The sequence below is a fragment of the Paenibacillus sp. N22P23 genome, from assembly GCF_059383735.1.
This window is the reverse complement of sequence record NZ_JBXENT010000001.1, coordinates 2,244,332-2,270,837: the sequence shown is the minus strand read 5'-3', so window position 1 is coordinate 2,270,837 and position 26,506 is coordinate 2,244,332. Positions and strand designations below refer to the sequence as shown.

The 26,506-nt window shown below is 47.3% G+C and carries 21 protein-coding genes; 17 read left to right on the top strand and 4 right to left on the bottom strand.

Going from position 1 to position 26,506, the window contains the following annotated elements; genetic code table 11:
- The first annotated feature begins 44 nt into the window (after nt 1-44).
- The 13 genes from AC506A_RS10495 to AC506A_RS10435 all read left to right on the top strand — a co-directional run bounded on the left by AC506A_RS10495 (nt 45) and on the right by AC506A_RS10435 (nt 16,713).
- The gene (locus AC506A_RS10495; protein WP_495460870.1) at nt 45-1,793 is read left to right on the top strand and encodes a glycoside hydrolase family 35 protein; all 1,749 of its coding nucleotides are present in this window, start codon (nt 45-47) and stop codon (nt 1,791-1,793) included.
- Nucleotides 1,794-1,838: 45 nt separating this feature from the next.
- Entirely contained in the window at nt 1,839-3,107 is a 1,269-nt protein-coding gene (locus AC506A_RS10490; protein WP_495460869.1) for a Gfo/Idh/MocA family oxidoreductase, read from the top strand.
- Nucleotides 3,108-3,277: 170 nt separating this feature from the next.
- Nucleotides 3,278-4,558: an L-cysteine desulfidase family protein gene (locus AC506A_RS10485; RefSeq protein WP_495460868.1), complete on the top strand. Its 1,281-nt coding sequence runs from the start codon at nt 3,278-3,280 to the stop codon at nt 4,556-4,558.
- A gap of 137 nt (nt 4,559-4,695) precedes the next feature.
- Nucleotides 4,696-5,724 (top strand): ATP-binding cassette domain-containing protein, encoded by a 1,029-nt coding sequence (locus tag AC506A_RS10480; RefSeq protein ID WP_495460867.1) that lies wholly within the window; start codon nt 4,696-4,698, stop codon nt 5,722-5,724.
- On the top strand, nt 5,721-6,536 hold the full coding sequence (locus AC506A_RS10475) for an ABC transporter permease (protein ID WP_495460866.1): 816 nt from the start codon (nt 5,721-5,723) through the stop codon (nt 6,534-6,536). The genes AC506A_RS10480 and AC506A_RS10475 overlap by 4 nt, the downstream gene beginning before the upstream one ends.
- A 52-nt stretch (nt 6,537-6,588) precedes the next feature.
- Entirely contained in the window at nt 6,589-7,047 is a 459-nt protein-coding gene (locus tag AC506A_RS10470) for a DinB family protein (protein WP_495460865.1), read from the top strand.
- Between the two features lie 194 nt (nt 7,048-7,241).
- Nucleotides 7,242-9,254, top strand: a complete 2,013-nt coding sequence (locus AC506A_RS10465) for a bifunctional diguanylate cyclase/phosphodiesterase (RefSeq protein WP_495460864.1) — start codon at nt 7,242-7,244, stop codon at nt 9,252-9,254.
- Between the two features lie 274 nt (nt 9,255-9,528).
- Entirely contained in the window at nt 9,529-11,343 is a 1,815-nt protein-coding gene (locus tag AC506A_RS10460; protein ID WP_495460863.1) for a thiamine pyrophosphate-binding protein, read from the top strand.
- Nucleotides 11,344-11,352: 9 nt separating this feature from the next.
- The gene (locus AC506A_RS10455; RefSeq protein WP_495460862.1) at nt 11,353-12,474 is read left to right on the top strand and encodes an ATP-binding protein; all 1,122 of its coding nucleotides are present in this window, start codon (nt 11,353-11,355) and stop codon (nt 12,472-12,474) included.
- Entirely contained in the window at nt 12,471-13,229 is a 759-nt protein-coding gene (locus AC506A_RS10450; protein ID WP_495460861.1) for an SDR family NAD(P)-dependent oxidoreductase, read from the top strand. Before AC506A_RS10455 ends, AC506A_RS10450 begins: the two co-directional genes overlap by 4 nt.
- A 138-nt stretch (nt 13,230-13,367) precedes the next feature.
- Entirely contained in the window at nt 13,368-15,215 is a 1,848-nt protein-coding gene (locus AC506A_RS10445) for a UbiD family decarboxylase (RefSeq protein ID WP_495460860.1), read from the top strand.
- A 24-nt stretch (nt 15,216-15,239) separates the two neighbouring features.
- Nucleotides 15,240-15,551 (top strand): hypothetical protein, encoded by a 312-nt coding sequence (locus AC506A_RS10440; RefSeq protein WP_495460859.1) that lies wholly within the window; start codon nt 15,240-15,242, stop codon nt 15,549-15,551.
- A 175-nt stretch (nt 15,552-15,726) separates the two neighbouring features.
- Nucleotides 15,727-16,713, top strand: coding sequence for a cell wall hydrolase (locus AC506A_RS10435; protein ID WP_495460858.1), 987 nt, complete (start codon nt 15,727-15,729; stop codon nt 16,711-16,713).
- Nucleotides 16,714-16,772: 59 nt separating this feature from the next.
- On the opposite strand, the gene AC506A_RS10430 is transcribed toward AC506A_RS10435, so the two are convergent.
- The 3 genes from AC506A_RS10430 to AC506A_RS10420 are packed head-to-tail and all read right to left on the bottom strand — an operon-like array spanning nt 16,773 to nt 20,565.
- The gene (locus AC506A_RS10430) at nt 16,773-17,930 is read right to left on the bottom strand and encodes a Ger(x)C family spore germination protein (RefSeq protein ID WP_495460857.1); all 1,158 of its coding nucleotides are present in this window, start codon (nt 17,928-17,930) and stop codon (nt 16,773-16,775) included.
- Complete coding sequence (locus AC506A_RS10425) at nt 17,927-19,021, bottom strand: GerAB/ArcD/ProY family transporter (protein ID WP_495460856.1); 1,095 nt, start codon at nt 19,019-19,021, stop codon at nt 17,927-17,929. The genes AC506A_RS10430 and AC506A_RS10425 overlap by 4 nt, the downstream gene beginning before the upstream one ends.
- Nucleotides 19,018-20,565, bottom strand: a complete 1,548-nt coding sequence (locus AC506A_RS10420) for a spore germination protein (RefSeq protein ID WP_495460855.1) — start codon at nt 20,563-20,565, stop codon at nt 19,018-19,020. Before AC506A_RS10420 ends, AC506A_RS10425 begins: the two co-directional genes overlap by 4 nt.
- Before the next feature lie 216 nt (nt 20,566-20,781).
- Between AC506A_RS10420 and AC506A_RS10415 the strand changes: the two genes are divergently transcribed.
- On the top strand, nt 20,782-21,033 hold the full coding sequence (locus tag AC506A_RS10415) for a YolD-like family protein (RefSeq protein ID WP_495460854.1): 252 nt from the start codon (nt 20,782-20,784) through the stop codon (nt 21,031-21,033).
- Nucleotides 21,034-21,081: 48 nt separating this feature from the next.
- Here the strand turns inward: AC506A_RS10415 and AC506A_RS10410 are convergent, their stop codons facing one another.
- Nucleotides 21,082-21,516, bottom strand: a complete 435-nt coding sequence (locus tag AC506A_RS10410) for a hypothetical protein (RefSeq protein ID WP_495460853.1) — start codon at nt 21,514-21,516, stop codon at nt 21,082-21,084.
- 244 nt (nt 21,517-21,760) lie between these two features.
- Here AC506A_RS10410 and AC506A_RS10405 point away from each other — a divergent pair, with 244 nt between their 5' ends.
- The 3 genes from AC506A_RS10405 (at nt 21,761) to AC506A_RS10395 (ending at nt 26,422) form a co-directional block, all read left to right on the top strand.
- Nucleotides 21,761-22,699, top strand: a complete 939-nt coding sequence (locus AC506A_RS10405; protein ID WP_495460852.1) for a phytanoyl-CoA dioxygenase family protein — start codon at nt 21,761-21,763, stop codon at nt 22,697-22,699.
- 113 nt (nt 22,700-22,812) lie between these two features.
- Nucleotides 22,813-23,616: a hypothetical protein gene (locus AC506A_RS10400; protein WP_495460851.1), complete on the top strand. Its 804-nt coding sequence runs from the start codon at nt 22,813-22,815 to the stop codon at nt 23,614-23,616.
- A 175-nt stretch (nt 23,617-23,791) separates the two neighbouring features.
- Complete coding sequence (locus tag AC506A_RS10395; protein WP_495460850.1) at nt 23,792-26,422, top strand: SLC13 family permease; 2,631 nt, start codon at nt 23,792-23,794, stop codon at nt 26,420-26,422.
- Nucleotides 26,423-26,506 lie beyond the last annotated feature (84 nt).

The window sequence follows — 26,506 nt, the reverse complement described above, 5'->3', positions numbered from 1 at the left end:
GCTGTCACAACATGTTACGCATATTGATGTAAAGGGGTATAGGTATGCCATTATTGACGACAAGCAAACAGCAATTCCTGCTGGGCGGTGAACCACTGCGCATCCTGTCTGGGGCGATTCACTATTTTCGAGTTGTACCGGACTATTGGAGGGACCGCCTTTGGAAGTTGAAAGAAGGCGGCTTTAATACGGTTGAGACCTATGTGGCTTGGAATATTCATGAGCCAAGCGAAGGACAGTTCGTATTCGAGGGCATTGCAGATCTCGTTCGATTCATTGAAATTGCAGGTGAACTGGGCCTGCATGTCATCGTGCGCCCAAGTCCTTATATTTGTGCGGAATGGGAGTTCGGAGGACTGCCGGCTTGGCTGCTAGCTGATCCAGGCATGCGTCTGCGCTGCTATCATCAGCCTTTTCTGGATAAAGTGGATGCCTATTACGACGTACTCCTGCCGAAGCTCGTACCGCTTCTCTCTACCAATGGCGGTCCGATTATCGCGATGCAGATTGAGAACGAATACGGCAGCTACGGGAATGACAAGAAGTATTTGAAGTATTTGGAGAACGGCATGAAGGAAAGAGGCATTGACGTGCTTCTGTTTACGTCCGACGGACCGGGAGATTTCTATCTGCAGGGCGGAATGGTCGATGATGTACTTGCGACGGTCAACTTCGGTTCACGCGCCAATGAGGCATTCGATAAATTAGGCGAGTATCAGAAAGACCAACCGCTTATGTGCATGGAATATTGGAATGGCTGGTTCGACCACTGGGGCGAGCACCATCATACACGCGATTCAGATGATGCGGCGCAGGTGCTGGATGACATGCTGGCTGCCGGCGCGTCCGTGAATGCTTACATGTATCATGGCGGAACGAACTTCGGTTTCTACAATGGGGCGAACTTCGGCGACAATAAACATCAACCGACGATTACCAGCTATGATTACGACGTGGCGATTAGCGAGTCCGGCGACTTGACGGACAAATTCTATAAATTCCGCGAAGTGATCTCGAAATACGTGGAGCTGGGTCCGCTTAACCTACCGGAACCGATTAAGAAGAAAGCATACGGCGTTGTGAAGATGACCGAGCAAGCTCCGCTCTTCTTGTCGTTAGACAATCTCTCTGAACCGGTAGAGCGCACATGCCCGGAAACGATGGAGCAGCTTGGACAGGATTACGGTTTCATTCTGTACTCCACACGTGTGATCGGACCGCTTACCTCTGTTCGTCTGAATTTGCAGGATGTGCATGACCGCGCACTTATTTTCTTGAATGGAACCTATAAAGGCACGATTGAACGAAATAACCCAGATCATGATGTCCTGCTGGATATCCCGGCAGAAGGCGCGACACTCGACATTCTGGTTGAGAACATGGGCCGGATCAATTATGGCCCGTATATGAAGGATCCGAAAGGCATTACGGAAGGCGTTCGACTGGGGCAGCAATTTCTGTACCATTGGTCGATCCGCTCGCTGCCGCTTAACGACTTGCAGAAGCTTGTCTATGAAGAGGGCAGCTTGAAACAAGAGCAGCCGACCTTCTATAAGGGTTCCTTCCAAGTGGATGAGCTTGCGGATACGTTCCTCGCGCTTGGCGGTTGGACGAAAGGCGTCGTGTATGTGAACGGCTTTAATCTCGGCCGTTACTGGGAAAAAGGCCCTCAACAGACGTTGTATGTACCTGCACCGCTGCTGCGTGAAGGCGTGAATGAACTGATTATTTTTGAACTGCATGGGTGTGACGAGCCTGTCGTTACGCTGCAAGATAGCAGTGTACTAGGATAACGAATAGAGAAGAGAATCTATTAAGGAATTTATGGGGGAGAGAACATGGCTCAACTTACTGCAATACTACTTGGGGCAGGTGCACGGGGAGCGGGCAGCTATGCACCTTTTGCGCTGGACTATCCGCATGAATTGAAATTCGTTGCGGTAGCGGAGCCCGATTCGAATCGGCGTGAGAAGTTTGCTCAGCAGCACCATATTCCGGAGGCCATGTGCTTTGAATCATGGGAGCAGTTGCTGGCGAATCCGAAGCTGGCTGACATTGCCGTCATTTGTACGATGGACCGGATGCATTTTCACCCAACCATACAGGCATTAAACAAGAAATATCATGTTTTGCTGGAGAAACCGATGTCGCCTGACCCGATAGAGTGTCTGCAAATGGAACAGGCTGCTCGTGAGAATAACTGTTTGCTTTCGATCTGTCATGTGCTTCGATATACGCCGTTTTGGAGTAAGATTAAACAGCTATTGAGTGAGGGCCATATCGGCGATATCGTGTCGCTCCAGCTGAATGAGAATGTGGGCTATTGGCATATCGCCCACAGCTTCGTCAGAGGCAATTGGAACAATTCCAATACGTCCAGCCCGATGATTTTGGCTAAATCATGTCACGACATGGACGTCCTGTCTTGGCTCATGGATCAGCCATGTGTGCGAGTGAACTCCTTCGGATCGCTCATGCACTTCAATGAAGCAAACGCACCGGAAGGGTCCGCAGATCGTTGTCTGGATTGTTCAGTCGAACCGACTTGTCCTTATTCTGCGCCGCGCTTCTATTTAAGCGAGCAATTTAAAGGCTGGGCAAGGCACTTTACGCCGGAGCTTACGAAAGAGAATATCGTCCAAGGGCTGCGAGAAACGAACTATGGCCGCTGCGTGTACAAGAGCGACAACAACGTGGTCGATCATCAAGTTGTAGGCATGGAATTTGCGAACGGGGCAACGGCCATGTTTAGTATGTGCGGCTTTACGTTCGAGCAGGAACGAAGAATTCAAATTATGGGCTCGCGCGGTGAGCTGCGCGGGGATGATGATAAAATCACCTTATTTGATTTCCTCACGCATCAGAAAACCGAGATCACGATCCCTTCGCAATCGAGCGGACATGGCGGTGGTGATGCCGGTATCGTCAGAAGTTTCCTGACCGATGTGCGGAATTATCACGGGCAAGAGACACTAACATCGGCAGTCGCTTCTGTGCGCAGCCATCTGATGGCATTTGCTGCAGAAGAGTCACGCCTAAACGGCGGCAAATCCATTGAGCTGGCCGCATATGCGGAAGAATTGATGCATCGTGAAGTAATGAAGTAATGTAATGAAGGTTGAATGTATAAATAGAGTATGATCTAAAAGAGGGGCTGCTTAGCGATAAGCAGTCTTTTTTCCATGAGAATAGGATTGATTCAGAGTCGCAACCTATAGTATATTTTTAGAATTATGTAAGGTGCACGGTGCCTGTAGAGGTTCTAGGAGGAAATGACTTGGAGAAGCACAAATTCATTCACATTTTACAAAACGAGCTCGTTATTGCACTTGGCTGTACGGAGCCGGTTGCCATTGCCTTAGCTGCGGCAAAAGCGAGGACATTTCTGCCTGATTCAATTGTAAAAATCACAGTTAAAGCAAGTGCAGGTATTATTAAGAATGCATTGGCCGTCGGGATACCCGGTACGGAGCTGACGGGAATAGATTTTGTCGCTGCTTTAGGTGCACTGGCGGGTAATGCCGATAAACAACTTGAAGTGTTAGCGGATATTACGCCGGATGATATTGCTAGGGCACAATCGATGGTGGAGCAAGGGACGTCTGTGTTTCAACTCGCTGATACGCCCAAGAAATTATATATCGAGGTCAAAGTCGAAACCGCGATTAGCTATGCGAAGGTTGTCATTACGGACAATCATACGAATATCACACTGATCGAAGTCGACGGGCGAGTTGTGGAGTCAGGCGGGTGTGCAAACGTAAGTCTCAAGAGTTCCAAAGAGGAGCGCAGCCAGCTGTCGATTGATGCTATCGTAGAATTTGTGAATACGATTGATCCGCAAGAGCTCCATTTGGTCAAGCAAAGCATTGAGTTGAACCGTAAGGCTGGCTTAGATGGGCTGGCAAATGCGTATGGACTTGAAGTAGGGAAGACCATTAAAGAAAATGTGCAAAATGGTATTCTGTCCGACGATTTAATCTCTCATGCGATGGCTCTGGCAGCAGCGGGTTCTGATGCTCGTATGGCGGGATCAACGATGCCGGTTATGGCGAACTCCGGAAGCGGTAATCAAGGTATTGCAGCGACGAATCCTGTTATCGCGGCTGCCGAGAAACTAGGTGCATCCGAGGAGCAGCTAATCCGTGCGGTTACGCTCAGTCATCTAGTCACGATATATATTAAATCTAAATTTGGCCGATTATCCGCATTATGCGGCGTCACCGTATCCGGAACAGGTGCCAGTTGCGGCATTACTTATCTGCTCGGTGGAGGGAACGCGGAAATAAAGGGCGCCATTCAGAACATGCTAGGTAATGTATCTGGGATGATGTGTGATGGAGCCAAAGGCGGCTGTGCCATGAAAGTAGCCACTTGTACGAGTGCGGCGGTTCAATCAGCGCTTCTTGCTGCCAAAGGGAAGACCATTTCGTCGACGAATGGATTTATCGAAGAGGATGCGGAGAAGACCATTGATAACTTCTGCCGCATCGGGAACGAAGCAACCTCGGATATCGATAATCTTATTCTCGACATGATGTTGAATAAGGACAACTAGCAGTCAGCGAAAATCCGCCTCCTTGGCGGATTTTTTGTTTACCAATTCCCATAGCCAAGCGTTTTTCGAATGGTTCATATTCAGTTCATAAATTTGATATAACATCTTAAGTAATCAGTTATTTAGGAGGAATTGCAATGGTTTACGGAAATAGAAACGCCCCAAGTGGTGATTGGGCGGTCGAAGCGCACGGACTTGTGAAAATTTTCGGCGATAATCGTGCAGTAGATGGCGTAGATCTGAAAGTACGTACCGGGTCGATCTATGGGGTACTAGGCCCGAATGGGGCTGGCAAGACGACAACCATTCGAATGCTGGCGACATTACTTCGTCCGGATTCGGGATCGGCTAGAATCTTCGGACATGATGTAGTGAAGGAGTCGCAGGTCGTCCGTCAATTGATCGGAGTGACAGGTCAATACGCATCGGTTGATGAGTCGCTTAGCGCTACAGAGAACCTGATCATCTTCTCCCGGCTGCTGGGGCTGGGACGCGCAGAATCGAAGCGTAAGGCTGAAGAACTGTTAGAGGAATTCGGCTTGACTGAGGCTGCTAAACGGCCACTCAAGAACTTCTCAGGCGGTATGCGTCGTCGATTGGATTTGGCTGCGAGCCTTATTGCACAGCCGCCGCTCATCTTCTTGGATGAGCCGACTACCGGATTGGATCCGCGGACGCGTTCACAGATGTGGGATACGATTCGCCGTCTGGTGAAGACGGGGTCCACTGTACTGCTGACAACCCAGTATCTGGATGAGGCAGATCAATTGGCTGACCGGATTGCGGTTATCGATACAGGTAAAGTCGTTGCCGAAGGCACAGTAGATGAGCTGAAAGCATCGGTCGGTACATCATCGCTTCACCTGCGAGTTGTTGACCCGGAGGACAATGCAGCTGCCAGGCATATCATTGAACAGGTTCTGAACGTCCAGACCAAAGTCTCATCGGAAGCAGGAAAAATTACCGCGCCAATGGCGAATGCCGACCTGGTCACAGACCTATTGATTGCTCTTCGTTCTGCAGGGATTCACTTATCTGAGATGAGTGTACAGAAACCGACGCTTGATGAGGTATTCCTCACGATTACTGGCGAAGGCGTGAAGGAAGATGCGACGACGGCACAGGGATCCGATGAATTATACAAAGCGAAGGAGGCGAGAGCATGAGTGGAACATCCATCAAACAAGCTGCTGAGCTCAAATTAAAGAACCACACGAGCCTCGGCCAGACCATACGAAACTCACTTACAATGGCTTATCGAGGTCTGCTGAAGATTCGGCGCACACCGGAGCAATTGTTCGATGTTACGTTGCAGCCGATTATTTTCACCCTTATGTTTACTTATATCTTTGGCGGTGCCATCTCAGGTGATGTTGCCAGCTATTTGCCTGTCATTATTCCCGGCATTCTGGTGCAAACTGTAATTACGACTTCAGTCGTCACAGGCGTGCAGTTGCGAGAGGACATGGATAAAGGTGTGTTTGACCGATTCAAGTCATTGCCGATCGCCCGTATTGCGCCGCTTGCCGGAGCGCTGCTAGCAGATACCATTCGATATACAATAGCGACGGTGCTTACGTTTAGTATGGGCTACATCATGGGGTATCGTCCTGAAGGCGGTTTAGAGCACGTAGCCTTAGCTGGTTTGCTTGTCATTGCTTGCTCCTGGGCTATGAGTTGGATATTCGCTTTCTTCGGAGTTATCGCAAGGACTGCTTCGAGCGTACAAGGAATATCCATGCTTGTGTTGTTCCCGCTCACGTTCCTCTCTAACGCGTTTGTACCAACTGAAACTATGCCTAACTGGCTCCAATGGTTTGTTAAAATGAATCCGATCTCGCACCTCATTTCGGCAGTTCGAGATTTGACCAACAAAGGAACAGTCGGCTGGGATCTAGCCATCTCCCTCCTCGGGGCAGCCGTAATTGTGGCGATCTTTGCACCAATTACGGTCAAAGCTTATATGCGCCGCACTTAGTGCATATACTACACTTCGAGAAACCTTTGGAGCTTAGGAGATCATACAAGAGATGACAGCGATCAATGGATTTATTACAGATTGGCTTAGCCATCGCAGAGTACTGCATCAAATGCTGTCGGATGTAACGACCGAACAGTTGTCAATGAAACCATGGGAACAAGGAATGTCCCTATCGAGCTTAGTCCTGCATATTACCGGATCGATGGGCATGTTCGCCACGACTGTGAGAAATGGTTCTTACACGCCGGCGGTACCGCCCAAAGGGTTCGCTACAATCGAAGAGCTGCAAGCCAACATTGAGGCTGATACTGCGCAAACGGAATCGATTCTGAGATCGATTACACCGGTGCAATTGGATCAACCGATCGATTTCTTCGGTCATGCCATACGAGGAAGCGTGCTGCTTCAGAATGCCAAGGATCATGAGATCCATCACAAAGGTCAAATGTTCATCTATCTGCGGATTGCCGGAATCGACAAGCTGCCCTTTTTCGTGAGTCGGGGATAAAAGAAAAAAATGAAGTCACTTCGATTAGAAGCGGCTTATTGACGGGAACGGCAGAAATGCCGTTCTTTTTTCGTTTCAGCGGCCTATTTACGTCATTTTCAGACAATTTATGCTATCAGAGAAGATGTCGAATAACATATAATAGTAATTACATCGATCATTTAGACTGGGAAGAGGGGATTTACATAACGCATATGCAGGGTCACTTTAATATAGGGATTGTCCTTCTATCATTTGCCATTGCCGTCATGGCCTCGTATTCAGCATTGAATTTAGCAGGCAAAATTACACGATCAAGTGGCACAACGCGCACGGTTTGGTTGATAGCTGGCTCAGTGGTCATGGGGGTTGGCGTGTGGTCGATGCATTTTGTCGGGATGCTTGCCTATCATATGGATGCGCCCGTTACATACAATACGTCAATTACGATCTTATCTTCGCTCGGAAGCATTTTGGCATCTTTTATTGCCTTTAGAATTACGGCTAGGAGCGAGTCCAGTCCATTGCGATATGCCTTAGGCGGATTCATTATGGGTTGCGGTATTGTTGCGATGCATTATACGGGCATGAGTGCGATGCGTATGCCAGGAGAAATTACCTATGACACGAAGTTATGGTTACTATCGGCAGGTATCGCACTGGCTGCCTCCTATGCTGCACTTTATTTGTTTCATAAGCTTCGGTATTCTCCCGATTTCACTTTGTGGAAGCTTATTTCCGCCATTGTGATGGGCATCGCGATTTGCGGTATGCATTACACAGGAATGGCTGCAGCAGATTTCACTACGGGCAGTGAGATGCACCATATGACAGAAGGCGGGCAGCCGCAGTTTTTTCTACTGTTTGGTGTAACGGTATCTACCTTTTTCATATTGGCCATTTCGTGGGGGGCGGTCTTCTTTGATCGTCATGTGCTGGAGAAGATGGCGTATTATGATCAGTTAACCAATCTACCTAACCGACATGACTTGCAGCGGTTTTTCAATGAGTTGAATGATAGGCTCGAGCAAGGTGCATTTCTGTTCATCGATTTGGATCGATTTAAGATGATTAACGACACGCTTGGCCATGATGTCGGCGATATGCTTCTGCAGCAGGTAGCGGATCGGCTGCGCTTATGCGCCACAAATGGGGAAATGATCTTTCGACTCGGTGGCGACGAATTTCTCGTCGTAACGAAAACATCTGACATTGGCAACTTGGAGCAGCTTGCTAATAATTTGTTGAACCAGATTAAACAGGCTTACTTCATTGAAGCGCATGAGCTTTATGTGACATGCAGCATTGGAATCAGCCATGCTCCGTTCCATGGTGTTGATCGTTCTTCACTGCTTAAAGCCGCTGATACGGCGATGTATGCTGCAAAGGTCGACGGCAAGAACAGATTCCGGATCTTCGATGAAGAGATGAGCCGAAATCAAATACGCAAGCTGGTGCTGGAGAAAGACATGCGCAAAGCGATGGTTCATAGCGAGTTTTCGGTTATGTATCAGCCGAAGTGGGATACGGGGTCCGATCAATTGAGCGGAATGGAAGCTTTAATGCGCTGGCAGCATCCTGAGCTGGGTGCAGTATCGCCAAGCGAATTTATTGCGGTTGCCGAGGAAACGGGCATGATCATTCCGATGACGCGCTGGATGCTGCAAGAGGTTTGCAAGCAGAACAAGAGCTGGCAGGAGAAGGACAACATTCACACCTGCATTTCCGTGAACATGTCGATTCGGATTTTCGAGAGTCAACTGATATTTGAAATGGTCGATGAAGCGCTTCGGGTTTCGGGTCTGCATGGCAGTTTCTTGGAGCTGGAGATTACGGAGTCGATTGCTAAAAGTGATGTGAACGATATTATCGACCAATTGCGCAGCATTCGTGATTTAGCCGTGAAAGTGTCTTTGGACGATTTCGGTACGGGTTATTCTTCACTCGGCACGCTCGACGAGCTGCCGGTGGACACGCTGAAGATCGATCAAATCTTTATTCATAAGAGTGCACAGTCGTCCAAGCAGGCTATTATAAGCAACATCATCGCCATTGCCAAGAACTTAAATCTCGAAGTCGTGGCCGAGGGTGTGGAAACGCAAGATCAAATCGATATCTTGCAGTCTCGAGGGTGCCACGTCATGCAAGGATTCTATTACAGCAAGCCGATGTCTGCGGAGGATATGACTGTTTGGCTGGAAGAGAAGCAGCAAGGGGTTATTGTGTAATACAACCATAAAAATCCTAAGCAGGCTGCTTTTAAAAAGTAACGTGACCATAAGGTTCACGTTACTTTTTGTTTATAGGTCTATTAACCTACTTATTTTTCAACACTTTTCGACAATTATTAACAAAATCTTCATTTTTAAAGAAGGAATATTACCTGTTTGGTAGAATTAATAGGTCAAAGATAATGCGGATGCCCTCGGCCACTTCAGACTTTCGCTCCGCGAATGGCAGAACTTACATAAATTTTTCACATCAGTAGGGAGCAGTATTAGTATGGAAAATTGTGAAAACAACTTACAGAAGACAGAAAATACAGTAGCAGAAGTATTGCTGGATCGAATACATTCCTGGGGTGTTACAACCATATTCGTAATCCCGGGGGCTCACATTATCTTCTTGCTGAAAGCATTAGCAAAAGATGAACGGTTTCAAATTGTAGTTGCGATGCATGAACAGGGAGCCGGATATATGGCGGATGGATACGCCAGAATTACAGGTCGCCCAGGCGTTGTGATGACAATTAATGGACCCGGGGCCATCAATCTAACAACTGCTGCAGTAACCGCAAGAATCGATCAGAGTCCTGTGCTATTTCTGACTGGCGATGCACCACAAGTGTTACAAGGGTTCGGAGGGTTTCAAAGCTCAGAATCTGATGCTAGTAATACAATTGAGGTTTTTCAAGCCGCGCTAAAGAATTCCTTTCATATCGGGTCAATTGAGGGATTACATAGGGCTATAAATCGGTTTGAGTCGATGTTAAATGAACCCGTCCATTCACCAATGCATATGAATCTACCTTGTGATATTGCAACCTTACTCTGTGATGTGGACAGGGTAGAGAGTGGCCCACGCTTTGAACAGCGTGCTGCGAGCAAGGACAAGGTGAAACCAGCATGGCTTCAGAAGATACCACCTCGAATAGGCAGACGGACTGTACTTATGGTTGGTGAGGAAGTGAAAAATGATCAGGACAAAAAGGCGATCGTAGACTTTTCCAAGAAATATTCAATTCCAGTTGCGACGACAATCGGATCGAAGAGTTTACAGGCTATGCTTCCTGAGGAGCTGAGATTAGGGATATTTGGTTATGCAGGTGCACCAAGAGCCTTTCACGCTGTTTTGTCTCCAGAGCTTGATACCTTAATTGTTCTTGGAGCTCCGCTCGATGAAAGAAACACTTGTGCATGGCATCCTGATTTTTTCCATCCTAACCGTAGTATTCTAAGATTTAGTTATCGTCCTGAATCAGCTAGAAAATATCCAGGGATAGTTACTGATTCGGTATTAAACGGTTCACTAAGTGAGTCTTTAGAGCATTTGAAGCTGCACTGGGGAATGAATAACGAAGTTCCGTCCATAGAACAATATGAACGCTCAATCTGGTGTGATGATCTCCTGAAAATTCCTCGCATTCCAAGCATGATTAACGAAAATGAGGAGAACAACGCCAAGCGAAGTTCTGGAATGTCAATGTCAACGGTTCTGTCTATCATGAATGAGTCGCTTCCATCTGATGCAACGCTTTTTCTTGATTCAGGAGACCACCGTATCTATACAGGCTTTTTTTGGGAGCCGCGATTGAATGGATCGTTTATTACTTCAGCTCAAACGGCACCTATGGGATGGGCGATATGTGCGTCGATAGGCGCTTCATTTGTTAACTTAGAGAAGCAAATATGGCTCTTAACCGGTGATGGCTGTATGCAAATGAATGGCATGGAACTAGCAGTTGCAGCGCAACACAATTGCCGTGTCGTATTCATGGTGAGCAATAATCGATCCTATGGAAGAGTGGAAGCCCGATTTAGAAATGAACCCGAAAAGTCTAGACGGTCGCTTACAACGCTGCCGGAAATCTCTTGGACTGAACTGGCAAGTAGTGTAGGAGTCCCGTCTCAACAAGTATCTACACCTGCAGAATTGAATCATGCGATCCAGGAGGCGAAGGCTTGTATGGGACCCTATCTGATAGAGATGAAGACTTTAACAGGAGATGATTATCCATTTCCGCCGGCGGTGTTTACTTCTTCAACCGCAGAGTTTGTTCACAAATGGGAAGAAAGACAACTTTTACCTACAACTTAGGAGGACAAAATGACACCATTTAAAATATTAATCATGAGTGCTGGTAGTTTGCTGGGTCAGAACATTCTAGATACGCTTGAGGGACGGCGTCAAAACATTCAAGTTATTGGCATTAACGATACGGATAATAACCCAAGGGTGTTTCGTTGTGACAAAGCGTATAAAGCTCCGCTGACTCATACACCTGAGTTCTTAGCATTTTTCCATCATGTCGTGGAGACAGAGAAACCGGATATGATATTGCCTGGACGGGATCATGACGTTCTGTTCTTGGCGGAAATGGTTGCCCAAAACGAAGAGCTGCGCAAGATCATACCCGTAGGATCAGTTGAAGCCATAAAGACCATTAATGATAAGGGATTAAGCTACCGTTTCGCGGAACATTATGGATTGCCATTCGCTGAGTCCTTCATTGTGGAAGACAATAATGAGCACGATGCTCGTAAATGGGCTCATGGAAAAGGATTCCCCTTATTGGCCAAGCCTCGTGAAGGCTTTGGATCGCTCGGTATCCGGATTATTTGTGATGATTCACAACTTGAAGCCTTTTTGAGTCGTTATCAGGAAGGGTTTCTATTGCAAGAGATCTTGGATATGAGTGAGAAGAAACGACAACAAGTCGAGAATTTCCGTTTGGATGCAGAAGCAGGCGTTCCACTCTTTTTTCATATACCGGATGAAGATCAGTATGCAGCTCAAACGATTATTCATCCCGATGGCACATGTGGTGATATCTTTACATCCCGGAGTCTAATGGTAATTGGACGTTGTGAACGAGCAGAACGCTGGGAGGATTCCGCACTGACGACAACTGCTCGTGCTTTTGCGGAAGCGATAGCAGATATGGGATGGCGTGGTGTTTTTAATTTGCAGTGCAGGAAAACCAACGACGGATATGTTGGGATTGAAATGAACGGTCGAATGTCAGGATCTACATCTGCTCGTTTATGGATGGGCTTTGATGAGTTAAGAGAACTCGTTTCAATTTACTTTAAGCATGATATTGGAGCTGATTCGAGAATTCCTGTTAACAAAGCGGGTATGGTTCATCGTTCGCTTACAGATTATTTTGTCGCAGCAGAAGATAATGTTAGGTTTAATAAAGATGGTGTGTGGGAGTCTGTTAAATGAAACTAATGGGTAAAGTTGCGTTAGTTACTGGAGCTTCTGGAGGAATCGGTACTGCCATTAGCCGACGTCTCGCTCAAGAAGGGGCTATTATTGCAGTTCATTATCATCATAACGAAGCGAAAGCTTCTGATCTGGTTGTTGAACTTATTGAAGCAGGGCATCGAGCTCAATCCTTCCAAGCGGATCTCACAGATGAGGCTCAGGTGAAGAAGCTTGTGTTTGATGTGGTTTCCGCTTTTGGCAGCATAGATATCGCAGTTAACAATGCGGGATGGACACAAGTTGTCCATCCTAATGATTTAAACGGATTATCAGATGAATTAATTTCTCAAACATTCATGTTGAAAGTCAATGCACCATTATATTTGATAAGAGCAGCAAGACCATATTTAGCTGCTTCCGGCCACGGGAATATAATAAACATTACGTCTGTTGCTGGAATATCAGCAAGAGGCAGTTCAATTGTGTACGCCGCTGCGAATGCAGCCCTCTCAAATCTCACTCGATCATTCGCGCGAGCGCTTGCTCCAGAGATTAGAGTGAATGCGATTGCGCCTGGATACATTGACACTGGATTTGCATACCCAACAGATGGTGTGGTTGCTGCTCAAGTAGCAAAGAATAATTATATTGGACGATGCACCACTGCCGACGAGATTGCCGCTACAGTCCTTTTTTTATGTGCTGAAGGTACTTCAATCACTGGGGAAGAAATTGCTGTAGATGGCGGGATTGGGAGACTTGGCAAGAGATAGAGATCGTCATCGAGCGTTCCGAGACCATTCGGAACGCTCTTTTTAACGGACTAGCCCAAAGCGGCATACACTTTATTTTCCGAACGATAAGGCTATAATGAAAGATAGCAAAGGAAGCTCAGAGATTGGAGTCATACGATGAACTATCGCAGTTTGGAAGAATGCATCATTGATCTGGAACAAAACGGACATTTGATCCGTGTACGTGAAGAAGTGGATCCTCATCTTGAGATGGCAGCCATCCATATGAAAATGTTCGAAATTGGCGGTCCAGCCTTATTATTCGAGAATGTAAAAGGTTCGAAGTTTCGTGCGGTATCCAACCTCTTCGGGACGGTGGAGCGCAGTAAGTTTATTTTTCGGCATACCTGGGAATCGGTTCAGAATGTAATTGCGCTGCGAAACGATCCTGTTAAGGCGCTGAAGAATCCGTTGAAACATATCGGAACTGGCCTCGCAGCAAGGAAAGCACTGCCGGTACGTAAATCTGGTGGACAACCTGTTGCCTTACAGGAAATTCAAATCAGTGATTTGCCGCTCATTAAACATTGGCCGGATGATGGCGGTGCTTTCGTCACCTTGCCGCAAGTATATACAGAAGATCCGGAGAAGCCTGGTATCATGAACTCCAATTTGGGGATGTACCGCATTCAGCTTAGTGGCAACGACTACGAGATGAACCAAGAAATTGGCGTCCATTATCAAATCCATCGCGGTATTGGCGTTCATCAAGCTAAAGCGAATAAACTAGGAGCCCCGCTCAAGGTTAGCTGCTTTATTGGCGGACCTCCGGCACATACGCTATCTGCCGTAATGCCGCTGCCGGAAGGTATGAGCGAGCTTACCTTCGCGGGACTTCTCGCAGGGCGCCGTTTCCACTACAGCTATATCGATGGCCACTGCATAAGCAATGATGCTGATTTTGTCATCACAGGTGAAATCCATCCGGGCGAGACCAAGCCGGAGGGACCATTTGGCGATCATCTGGGATATTACAGCCTCACGCATCCGTTTCCTGTCATGAAGGTGCATAAAGTGTATGCCAGACCCGGCGCGATTTTCCCTTTCACTGTTGTTGGTCGTCCGCCTCAAGAGGATACTGCCTTCGGTGCCCTTATTCATGAATTGACGGGGGATGCGATTCAGCAAGAAATTCCCGGCGTCAAAGAAGTTCATGCCGTTGATGCCGCAGGCGTGCATCCGCTCCTCTTTGCGATTGGCAGCGAAAGGTACACACCATATACACAAATTAAGCAACCGGCGGAAATTCTCACCATTGCGAATCGGATTCTGGGAACGGGACAACTGAGCCTAGCAAAGTATTTATTTATTACGGCAGAAGAGGATCAGCCAGTGGATACCCACGATATTCAAGGCTTCCTAACCTATATCCTGGAGCGAATTGATCTCCAGCGCGATATCCATTTCTATACGAACACGACCATCGACACGCTGGATTATTCCGGCACCGGATTAAACTCCGGCAGTAAGGTAATCTTCGCCGCAGTTGGTGAGAAGAAGAGAGTTCTGTGCCAAGAGGTCCCGGAAATCCTGAGAAACCTTCCTGGGTTTGAGCAAGCCTCGCTTGTCATGCCTGGTATCGTAGCCATCCAAGGGCCAGAATTTAGAAACTACGAGGAAGCGGCGCAGGAAGCAGAACAATTATCCGAGGCGATTCGTGCCAGAGGCTCCATTCATGCTTGCCCAATGATTATTCTTTGTGATGACAGCCAGTTCGTCAGCGAGACGTTAAATAATTTTCTGTGGGCGACTTTCACGCGCAGTAACCCCTCCCATGATATCTATGGTGTGAACAGCTATTACGAGTTCAAGCATTGGGCATGCGACAATGTCATTATCGACGCTCGAACGAAACCGCATCAAGCCCCGCCGCTGCTGGCGGATCCTGTGGTGGAGGAGAACTTGAAACGATTCTTCGCCCATGGTGCCAGCTTAAGCGGAGTCCACAAACGCAATCAAGCATAATCAACATGATATTGGAGGCCGATTATGAGTCAGCGTTATCGCATTACGAGATCTTTGCAAGCACAGGAGAATGCAGCCGCACAAACGATTTCGCTGGAGGAGTGCAAGCAGTATTTTGCAACCAAGCCTGATTTCACCTATACGTCCGTCTTTACCGTGAAAGGGGAAACTACCATGTCCATTGAAGGTGACTTCTTCATGTGGAGCTATGGTGATATCTTAATCCCTTTCCGTCATTATCAGGGGGATTTATACGTCTCCGGAACGAATGAAGCGGTCATTCCTAGGATGGTGGAAGTGGCTAGTGACCTTGTGGCTGACATCGAAGAAGGGTGAATTTCGGCTCACGCTGAATACTGAACGAGCCTCTGGATCGTTCAGCATTCAGCAAAAAGTTAAAGATTTTATTAATTCTGTGAAAATGTTAATCCTACAGGTGCAATTAGCTGTGTTATAATTTTGCCCAGAGCAACCTTGGCAGATTATACTACTGATGAGCTTGGAGGTATTCATGATCAGACCATTCAAGCCGCTAATTGTTACGATGGCCTTGGCATTACTTTTGATTGGAATTGGGCCAAAGTCCATCGTTTCTGCGGCGAAAACTACAAGTAAGACGCATATAGCAATTGAACTGAATGGCGAGACGGTGAAGTTGGCCGATCCTGCAATAATGGTAGAGAACAGAACCTACATACCAGTGGCACGCATCGCGCAGGTTCTTGGTGCGAAGACAACCTGGAATAAAGTCAATGAAGAACTAACGATACACACCGCCTTAGACGATACGATTGTGCTTGGAAACGAAGTTCCCGTCGTTTATTTCAACGGTGCGCGTTACCGGATGGATGCGCTTCCATTTCTGGCGGATGACAGGCTCTATGTGCCTTTGCGCCAGCTCTCGGAATTGCTCCACGCCGAATTGAAATGGAATGCCGATACAGATCTCATCGAACTGAAGACTGTCCAACCGGCAGAGATCACAGAGGATATGGGCTTGGACGAAATCAGCCAGCAATTCGAAATCAGCAAGTCGGAGTTGTTGAAGCGCAACGGATTGGCTGGTGAGTCAAAGCTCGCCGCGGGAAAGAAGCTTAAAGTTGTTGTCCCTTCTTTCTTTGGTAAAGCTGCCAAGCCGTTCACAGAAGCGGATCTCATGCTGCTTGCCAAGATTACGATGGTTGAAGCCGGTTATGAATCGTATCAAGGTCAGCTTGCATTAGCCAATGTCATCTTGAATCGAGTGAAGGATGCGAAATTCCCGGATTCCATACGCGATGTCATTTATTCCGGAAGACAGTTCCCGCCGGCGCACAACGGAATGCTCGATAAGAGCAAGCCTAATGCAGGCGCGCTGCGGGCGGCCAAGGATGCGCTTAACGGGAAGAATAACGTGAAGGACGCGGTCTACTTCTTCAATCCCGCGGTCTCCAAAGGGCCGTATTGGTCCAGTCTGGACGTCATTTCGACGATCGGCAATCATCGGTTTGCTAAATAATAAACGAGTAAGCCCACGATTTATTTCGTGGGCTTTTTTTTGCTCCTCTGGCAAATAGGCTACAACGGACTGTACAAATCGACAACACCCATGGTCTTAATCCCCACACGTACCGTGAGGTTAACATCCGCCTCGGAGAACGCTTTTCCCCATTCATCTTGGACAGGCTTCCAAGCCTTATACTGATAGGCCCTAGCGTATAGTCCGAAGCCGAATGGATCCATCTTCTGGTTCTGACATTTGCGGATGAGCGCTTCGAACTGCTGCTGAAGCTGAGAGGCGATCTGCCTCTCTAGTTTGGGAATCGTTTCCGTGGCATAGGTAGGGTCATCCGTTTGCAAGGTGGAGATGGCAATATTGAGCTTCATTGCAACATCAAACGTAAATTTACCGTTGGAGGAAGTGGTCTTCACTTTGTTCTTGCTATTCATAATATCGAATGCAACCGCATTTTTGACCGCTTGATTCGGATCTTCTTCACCTCCTTGAGTTTCATCGTCCAATTTTATGATGAATGAAGGTGTACCCAAGTATTGATGCTGTATGAGGAGAAATAGTGTACTCTCTTGAAGGGATAAATGCGCCTTCTGCTCTCCTTGCTTATTTAGCAGGGCAATGCCGGATACAAAGATATTTTTATTTACTTTCTTAACTTGTGTTAGAGAGGCTGTCATTCCCTTTTCTTTCATTTCGCGTCTCAGTTCTTGTAAATTCCTTGACACGGTAATACTGCTTTTATTTGCCGTTTCGACCAGCTTTCTCATATGTAGCGAAAGACGAGGCTTATCTGCTGGCTTGTAGTCGAATATTTGCTTTACCGGTCCATCTACTATGATAACGATGGGCGTCTCAGTCTGCCTTGGCACCCGATAGAAAAGATCGAATAAGTTGTACCAGTCTTTCTGCAGCAGCATCCGCTTGCCAATAAGAATGGATTGGAGCTTCCCGCCTGTTGTGATCCCTGTTAGCGTGGCATCTAATTGCGTACGTGAGAGCCGGATCGAGTCAGCTCGTACGGACACCGTTTCGGATTTTTCCTGTGCTTCTTTATAGAAGACCGGGCTCTGCGAGAAGATGACAATATGATTATTCTCATCTACATCGATTCCGAGCATGAGAGAGATGGAGGCGTCTTCCAGGTTCATCTGATCGTAGCAGCCCGGAAGCAGGAGAATGAACATTGCGGCGGCGATCAAGAGTTTAATGAAGCGGGTCATCGTATTCTCCCCTTTGGTGGCATTATTCTTGTATAGATCAGTAAGAACAGCGGGAATAGGAACGCAATATACCACCCAGCCTGACCAAATAATGCAAGTATTGATTTGAAATCAGGAATGGAGGGTTTATAGAATATTGATAGCAGAAGTAACCCAATCATAGTAAATCTTACAAAGGGTTCATGGTCTTGTTTTCCCAACAGTTGACTCATCCCAAACGTGGATGCGTACAGATTATAGGTCCATACTCGAAAGATTAAGAACAGATAGGCAACCAAGACGATAATTTCGATCCGCTCTAAGAAGCGGAATTCAATGATCTTCAACACCTTTAAGGTCGGATATTTGTATGAGGTGATATCGTCGGGAGAGAAGAACATAAAGCAAATGAGGATGACGGCCATATAGATCACAAGTGTAATGCTATTTCCGACTATAATGCCCATCGTCGCTTTATCTTTATGTTTGAGAAAAGGATACAGAATAAAGCTGATTTCAAACCCAAGGAAAGAGAGTCCCGTCGGGTTTACGGCCTGCAGCACAGGCTTCCAGCCTTCTTTGAGCACCGGAAGTAAATAAAGCCAGTGGGACTCTTTCAAAGGAAATAGAATGACAAGCATAATCCACATGAATCCCCAGAAGGTAATTTCCGCATATCTGGCGAGAATGCGGATATGCTTACGGGCAAGGCTATACGTGGGCACGGCAAATAAGAGTACCAATAAGAAGTTCGGTGTATTGGCTAACATCTCCATCTTGAAGAAGGCAACGGAAGCGATAAACGCAACATAAAAACCACACATGAAATAGGCGATAATGCAGATGTTTAGGATGCTGCCCAGCACTTTGCCGAAGTAGCGGGGGATTAGATCATAAATGGTGTCATCTTGGTGTTTCTTCATCACTTGAATAATAACAATGCTGGCAAGAACGGAAAGTGCCCATCCGATGAGGAGAGAGATCCAGCCGTCCGTTCCAGCATACATGGCTATATCAGCGGGCAGGGATAATAAACCAAATCCTAATTGCGCGCCATGGATCATGAAAATATATTGCATGACCGTAATATCGTTCAACGCATATTTCTTCAACCCCTATCACCTCGATCAGGATTTTGCTTCTTTTCCTGTATGACTCCGGTGCTTAAAGGTCGTTTAGTCATTTTCCAAATGGGTAATCGAATGATTGAGTCTTTCAAATCCTTAAACCTTAAGGGGCTGAAGGGACTGAAGTAAGGAGTGCCAAGCGATTCAAGTGATATCAAATGGATAAGCAGCGCAAGCATGCCAACACTTACGCCAAGCAGGCCATAGAAGTACGCAACCATCATCATAGGGAAACGAATTAATCGAATGGCAGACGACATATCGTTATTCGGGATAATAAACGAAGACAGTGCCGTCAACGAAACGACAATGACCATGATGTTGCTCACAACACCAGCCTGTACAGTTGCTTGTCCAATGACGATAGCTCCGACGATACCTACGGTCTGACCAATCGGGGCTGGCAGGCGAATCCCGGCTTCCTTGAGCATTTCGAGTGTAATCTCCATAATCAAAGCTTCGAGTATTGGCGGAAATGGTACGCCTGTTCGGGACTGACCAACCGATAGCAGCAACTTAAGGGGGATAACCTCGAAATTATAAGATACGCAAGCGATATAAAACGAAGGCAAGAAGATCGTAATGAAGAAAGCCAGAAAGCGCAGAATACGGATAAATGACGATACCTGCCAGCGAATGCTGTAATCATCGATGCTTTGGAAGAACATCGCGAAATTGGCCGGACCGATTAGCACCTCCGGGGATTTATCGATGACAATAGCTAGTCGCCCTTGCAAGATTTGTGATGCCACGGAGTCAGGTCGCTCCGTCGTTGTGAATTGCGGAAAGGGAGAGTACGAATTGTCCTCGATGAACTCTTCCAACTCCCCAGAGGACAAGATGGCGTCAACATCGATTCGATCGATCCGTTCAATCAACTCTTGAAGCAATTGCGGATTAGCTACATCGGCTAAATATAAAATGCTAATCTTGGTCATCCCGCGTTCTCCGACGCTGGTTTCCTTTATTTTCAATTCCCGGTTCGGAATGTATCTTCGAATAAGGGCGATATTTTGGCATCCCGTTTCCACGAAACCTTGGTGAGCCCCTTTCAATGAAGCTTCCATTTGGGGATCTTCAATGGCTCTTTGCGGCCAGCCATGCGTATCTAGGAGAGTAGCCTTGCTGTTATGATCCACAAACAAGACGCTTGTTCCTTGCAGAACGGCTTGCTCGATTTGATACAAATCTGTGGCAGCTTTAATACCGCCGACGGTGATGATATGCTCGATTTGAGCATCCGCTATTGTTTCATGCATGAGCGGCCGCAGCACATCGTTATTGATAGCAACTTTGTCGGTCAAATTGTCAAGATAGACGAGGGCTGCACGTTCTTGCGTCGATTTAATCAGAAATCGTCGAGTAATGAGATCAGGAGATTGGGTAAGCAGTGCTTGTATATCGGCTATATTGATGTCCATTTCGCTGCTTAGCGGCTTTGTTGCTTGCTGCTTCTTCATTTGAGGTGCCGATTTGTGTTGTCGGCTGTTTTGCCGTTTTCCTCGAAGTATGGTGCGGAACAATCCCATCGCTGAACACCTCCAATGCGCGCATGTTGCTTATTTTGCGACACACTGGAATATTTATGCATCATTTCCGTTAAGCTCGTATTCTAGCATGACAAGGTTTTTTATTTAAAGTAGAAAAAGTTTGGTATAATAGGATGTCCGGGGCACTCTAGCAGGAGCCTGGCTGCATTTTAACTATAGACATGAAGGTTTAATATAGATGGGGGAGTGACAGTATTGGCTAAAGCGAAGATTCCAAAAAGGCCGACTCGAGACGAGTTTGTAATGGAAGAGTTGGGTAATCAATTGGTCGAAGCGTATCAAGAGGAATCCATAATCTTGTTATCGGTGTGGGGAAGAGAAGAAGCAGTTCAAGGTCAAATCATCACGATGGATTCACGGACAGGTCGAGTGCATGTAGAAACGGCAGATGGCCTGCAGAAAGTTCCGTACATGGACATTATGCAAGTGAATTATCCTAGGAAGTAATTCAGATGCGCAAAGCAACTAGCTGCCGGCAAGTACCGGCAGCTTTTTTTAATAACAGCTTTGATCCACTGTTATTTCTTTATCGGTTACCTTAACTTCCGTATAGCCAGTGAGATACTCCGTGTAAGAGCAAACGGAACGCTCGAATGACTCTCCGTTTGAATTGGTAAATTTCAGGTAGATGCCGCCTTCTCCAACGAGTCTAAGATTGGGTTTGATTCGTTTGCTTGTTCCGCTATGAATGGTTTCAGCAAGCAAATTTGGCTGCACCTTTATGGTTTTCCCGGTATCGTCACTTGTCAGCAAGCCGGTTTCAACGGTGATGAGGTCGTAACTGGACTTGTTATCGATCCGCACAGAGAATGGCCGATTTGCTTTGATGAGGTCTAAATTCAGCACATACTTGCCAAGCAGAAGAAGCCCAATGAGAATGGTTAGAAAGCTAATGACAGTCACACTTACAGTCTTGGTAATTCGTTTCATCGTGATCCTCCTATTTCATAGCATGAAATCTTCTATTCATATAGACGTTCTGAATGGCCGAATGTTATCAGCCACTTAGGTAGGAATTTTGTTAACAGAACCTCCGATAATTGTTAGAAATCGTGCAGACCTTCCTACGATATTCCTATCAGCTAATGAAAATCCTCTCTCCCTGTAATCTCATAAAAGCGCTAACATAAGTACAAGCAAGATCAACCATTTCACAACCTAGGGAGTGTTTAGATTGCCCAAAGTACTTACAGAGGAACAAGTGAAGCATTTTATAGAAAAAGGCTGGGTAAAAGTCGAGCAAGCTTATCCGCGGGAAGAGGCGCTTAAGGTGCAGGATTTCTTATGGGAGGAGCTTGCACAGCGCGGCGTGCATAGAGAAGATCAAAGCACTTGGACGGAGCCGGTCGTTCGACTGGGTGACTATGTCCATCCGATCCACAACGGCTTGAATTCGGATCGATTGACAGGGGCAATAGAAGATTTAATCGGTGAAGGACGCTGGCAGCTGGGCAAAGAAAGAGAGAATGTAAGCTGGGGCGGATACATCGTTAACTTCGGACCTGAGGTGCCGGGGAACTGGCATTACGACGGCAGCCATTTCCGTCATTACCTGGACAGCTGGGAGCAAGGTGTACTTCTGGTTTGCTTATTCTCTGAAGTTCGCAAAGGCGGCTCGGGAACACTGGTGGCAGAAGGCTCCCATAATATCGTAGCTAAGATGCTGGAGAAGCACCCGGAGGGAATTGGTCTAGGCGAGGCAATTCGTGAATGTAATAAGCACCCGTGGCTGTCTGATTTGCTTGGCAAAAACAAACCGGCTTCCGATGATATCTATGCAGCCACACCTTCCGACAATCGTCAAGCGAAGAAGGAGCGTCTGCAGAAATTCATGAATACAGCCTATGAAGATCCGGACGGCTATTCGCTTCGCGTAGTGGAGACAACAGGAGGACCCGGCGACATGGTTATCTGCCACCCGTTCCTGTATCACGCTCCATCTGATAATGAGATAGGCGTTCCGCGTTTCATGTGTAACCGAGTAGCGCCAACGCATGAACGGATGAATTTCAATCGCGAGAATCCCGAGGATTACTCGGTTGTGGAACGTATGATACGTACGTCACTCGGTCTGAAAGACGGAGAACCATGTACGTGGGCTAGAGCGGAATAAGTAGATAGAAGTCCACGATCGCAATCGTGGACTTCTGTTTATTTCATTGTAGGTTAAGGGTTGTCATGATAATATATTGATAATGATATTCATTTTCATATCGAGGTGAAGTGATGACAGCAGATTATGATTTTTCTTTAATTAATACGTATTTACATATCTCGCCTGAGGGAGCCGATCATATTCTGGATGAAATGCCGGCTCAGGAGTTCTTTCAACCGGCACGATTGGAAGAGATGCTGCGCAAGACAGGGGAAACGGTTCAAGCGATTGACCACATGCTGGCAGGCTCATTCTTCGGCACATCACTTTGCAATCTGTGTATTACGAAATTGTATTTCCTATCTGCGTACAACAAAGTGTTGGACTTATCCCTAGACCACCTAACGTTCCAAATTGATTACGAAGACGGGCATGGACACGCGCATTTGGGCTATCGAATCAATCAGCTCATCACGCAAGATATTCCGGCCGAGAACGGTGAGGCTTTCGTCATAGCGGATTGGCAGCAGTTCATTGTTACAGCGGTTACGCCTGCCGTTGAAGCGATCGCAAGTGCGGCTGCAATGAAGCCGGAGATGATTTGGCAGCAATTCGGCGGACTAGCCGGTATGATGATGGAATTTGTTCATCATATGCAATTGCCGGATGTGATCAAGGACCAGTTCAATTATCATTTCAAGATACTAACGGAGTCCATTCCGCTTGAAACGTTTACCCGCAAACGGAATCCGTTTCAGTGGACGCGTCGTTACGTCGATAGTCCGCTGGAGCCGGGTGAACGCTGGGTGATGCGATCCTCCTGCTGCTTGTTTGACCGCCGAGTTGATGGAACCAAATGTTATGTCTGTCCGCGTATGACGCCGGAAGAGCGGGAAGAAAGATCCAAGGAGATGCGGGAAAGTATACCTTCTTAATGCACGATTACAGCTACGAAACACGCCGTTTGAGGCGTGTTTTTTTGTGCCTTGTTTACAGTACCGTTCTGCCCTGAAATAATCACGCGGCAAAAAGAAGGGAACTAGGCGGTTTATGTCGTAAAACATAGAAGATTGAATGAAGAATTAGGTCAAAAGTTTGGGAAGAGGTACCATGAAACTAATTGAAATTGAAATGTTCAAGCAGCTCTCCAATATGGAACTGGCTAAACTGCTCGGTAAACTGGAGAGGCTGTCGCTGCAAGCCGGTGCTACCTTATTTGAACAGGGAGATCCCGGAGATACGATGTACATCATCGACCGCGGCACGATCGAGCTGTTTACGCGTTCGGATGGGATGCGGCATTCACTGGCTTTTCTGAACGAAGGAGACACGCTCGGGGAGATGGCCCTGCTGACCGGGGAAGCTCGTTCGGCCATGGCGGTAGCAACAACCGATGTTGTCTTGATGCAGCTGGATCGGGAAACCTTCCACCAACTTATAACCGAGCACCCGACGATATCAGCGTATTTTATTAGACTCATCTCGCAGCGCTTGATGAATACGAATGAACGTTTGCGCGATTCCAAGGAAATGAGGACGCAGTGGATTCTGCAAGAACTGGAGCAGCTGCCGGAGACGATTGTTCAATTTCTGCTGTGGTCTGCGCATATAGCTACCATTCACAACCAATTGGTAGAGCTTCGTTTTGGTTTCTCTCTTCAAGAGAAGATCAAACAATACCCGGTCATGACCAAATTCCTATCGATCGATGATAAGGGTGCGAATGAACCGCAGTGGAGCAAAATCAAGTCGGAGGCCAAATCGGCATTGATAGAAATGGCAACTGTTCAATACAGCTACAAGGAGAAACGGCAATGGACCGAGGATGCGCAAGCCTTCTATACAGAGCAGGAGCAGTGGCTTGCTCTAGCGGCTATGTACAAGGATGAGGGCAACTGGGATAAGGTTGTTCACACCTTAATCAGGCAGCAATCGATATCGGAGCGGCAAGAGCAGGACATATTCCGGCTGCTGATGGAATGTCCGGTCGAGGTCTTGTTACGCTGCTATCCTGCACTAGAGCTGGCAGTTCGATTAAGTATGCTTCATGGGGCAGATGAGGGCCTCCGGATCGTCGAACATGCCGTGAGAGAGGGGACGCTGAATGACACTGCTGTACAGCTCATGTCCTTATACGAATGGGGAGCTGAGCTAAGTCGTTTGCTCCATAATCGGCATAAGGCACTGGAGTACTTGCAGCTGGCTGAATCTGCGGCTCAGGTCTTGTCCGGTCGCAGGCCTCATGCGATTCAAGATGAGGATCGGGAATATCAGCTTGCGCAGCAGAAGCTGTCCAATCGCAAAAGCTTGTTCTTCGCGGAGCGGGCAAGCCGCCTGATTAACCCGAGTCAATGGGCAAAGTGGCTCGCGCTCGACGTAGCTATCAGTATGATTGCGATCTTCAACTTCATACCTCCGGTTGCCGGCCTGACCGACAAAGGGATGTTGTTCATCGGTATCGCAATCGCGGCTGTCATTCTATGGATCGTGAACATCATACCGGACTATATTGTAGCGCTTGGCATGGCGATGCTGTGGGTACTTGGAGGCATCGTGAAGCCGGAAGTGGCTCTATCGGGATTCGCATCGCCCACGTGGCTGTATATGATCTTCATCATGTCCATCAGCGTCGTCATCACGAAATCCGGTATTCTATACCGGCTGTCACTGCATGCTTTAAAAAGATTCCCGCCACACTTTAGAGGGCAGCTCTGGGGGATCGTAGCGGGAGGTATCGTGCTGAATCCGCTCATTCCATCCTCTTCCGCCAAAGTATCGCTGGGGGTTCCGATAGCCCAGACGTTATCGGAGTCGATGGGCTTTAAGGATCGCAGCCATGGAGCCGCTGGATTAGGGCTTGCAGCCATGGTGTTCTATGGGTTCACGGCTCCATTCGTGCTAACCGGATCTTACACCAACGTCATGGCATATAGTTTGGCTGGAGCCGCTGTGCCGGTTACATGGCTGGAATGGGCGCTGTACGCACTGCCGGCGTTTGCCGTCTTTGCCGTTGTGATGCTTGCTGCTTTGTCGCTTATGTTTCGGGGCAATACCATCGCGGTCAAACAAGTTTCCGGTAAAGTGCTCGATGAACAAATCCGGCTGCTTGGACCGCTGACGAATGAGGAACGAATATCGGTTTGCACGGTGGTCGGCTGCATCGTGCTTATGATGCTTCAGCCCTTGCATGGCATAGACAGCACATGGATTATGCTGATTGGTTTTGCGGTTCTGGTCATCAGTGGCGTGCTTGACAGACAGTCGCTCATTAGCGGCATCGACTGGACCTTCTTAATCTTCCTCGGCATCGCCTTTAGTTTCGCCAATGTGGCCAATGAGCTGGGTATCGTGGAGTCGATGACTGATTTTCTAGGCTCTAATATGACGGTCTTTATCAGCTCTCCAGCGCTCTTCCTGACTGCCGTTATCGTACTGTGCTTTGTCGTGACGCTCATTGTAAGAGATGATCCGGCTGTTATCCTGCTTGTGACGGCTCTGCTCCCATTGTCCCAGCAGGCAGGCATTCATCCGTGGATTTTGGTATTTGTTATCTTGCTTTCAACAGATCCATTCTTCTTCAGTTATCAGTCTCCTACTTATTTGACCGCTTATTTCAGTTCCGAAGAGCGTGCATTCAGTCATCGACAGGGGCAAAAGGTTGCTTTCGGATATGCAATTGCCGTGCTGCTGGCTGTGATCGTTTCCGTTCCTTATTGGAAATGGATCGGATTGCTGCAATAAACTTACATATAGAAGAGTCGCATTTTGCGGCTCTTCTTTTTTATGTGAGAATAGATGACAGACATGCGTGCATATATTAATAGT

What these genes read in the sequence shown, in the direction of transcription:
- AC506A_RS10495 (WP_495460870.1), top strand. Translation starts at nt 45, where the DNA reads ATGCCATTATTGACGACAAGCAAACAGCAATTCCTGCTGGGCGGTGAA.
- AC506A_RS10490 (WP_495460869.1), top strand. Translation starts at nt 1,839, where the DNA reads ATGGCTCAACTTACTGCAATACTACTTGGGGCAGGTGCACGGGGAGCG.
- AC506A_RS10480 (WP_495460867.1), top strand. Translation starts at nt 4,696, where the DNA reads ATGGTTTACGGAAATAGAAACGCCCCAAGTGGTGATTGGGCGGTCGAA.
- AC506A_RS10475 (WP_495460866.1), top strand. Translation starts at nt 5,721, where the DNA reads ATGAGTGGAACATCCATCAAACAAGCTGCTGAGCTCAAATTAAAGAAC.
- AC506A_RS10470 (WP_495460865.1), top strand. Translation starts at nt 6,589, where the DNA reads ATGACAGCGATCAATGGATTTATTACAGATTGGCTTAGCCATCGCAGA.
- AC506A_RS10465 (WP_495460864.1), top strand. Translation starts at nt 7,242, where the DNA reads ATGCAGGGTCACTTTAATATAGGGATTGTCCTTCTATCATTTGCCATT.
- AC506A_RS10460 (WP_495460863.1), top strand. Translation starts at nt 9,529, where the DNA reads ATGGAAAATTGTGAAAACAACTTACAGAAGACAGAAAATACAGTAGCA.
- AC506A_RS10455 (WP_495460862.1), top strand. Translation starts at nt 11,353, where the DNA reads ATGACACCATTTAAAATATTAATCATGAGTGCTGGTAGTTTGCTGGGT.
- AC506A_RS10450 (WP_495460861.1), top strand. Translation starts at nt 12,471, where the DNA reads ATGAAACTAATGGGTAAAGTTGCGTTAGTTACTGGAGCTTCTGGAGGA.
- AC506A_RS10445 (WP_495460860.1), top strand. Translation starts at nt 13,368, where the DNA reads ATGAACTATCGCAGTTTGGAAGAATGCATCATTGATCTGGAACAAAAC.
- AC506A_RS10440 (WP_495460859.1), top strand. Translation starts at nt 15,240, where the DNA reads ATGAGTCAGCGTTATCGCATTACGAGATCTTTGCAAGCACAGGAGAAT.
- AC506A_RS10435 (WP_495460858.1), top strand. Translation starts at nt 15,727, where the DNA reads ATGATCAGACCATTCAAGCCGCTAATTGTTACGATGGCCTTGGCATTA.
- AC506A_RS10430 (WP_495460857.1), bottom strand. Translation starts at nt 17,930, where the DNA reads ATGACCCGCTTCATTAAACTCTTGATCGCCGCCGCAATGTTCATTCTC.
- AC506A_RS10420 (WP_495460855.1), bottom strand. Translation starts at nt 20,565, where the DNA reads ATGGGATTGTTCCGCACCATACTTCGAGGAAAACGGCAAAACAGCCGA.
- AC506A_RS10410 (WP_495460853.1), bottom strand. Translation starts at nt 21,516, where the DNA reads ATGAAACGAATTACCAAGACTGTAAGTGTGACTGTCATTAGCTTTCTA.
- AC506A_RS10400 (WP_495460851.1), top strand. Translation starts at nt 22,813, where the DNA reads ATGACAGCAGATTATGATTTTTCTTTAATTAATACGTATTTACATATC.
- AC506A_RS10395 (WP_495460850.1), top strand. Translation starts at nt 23,792, where the DNA reads ATGAAACTAATTGAAATTGAAATGTTCAAGCAGCTCTCCAATATGGAA.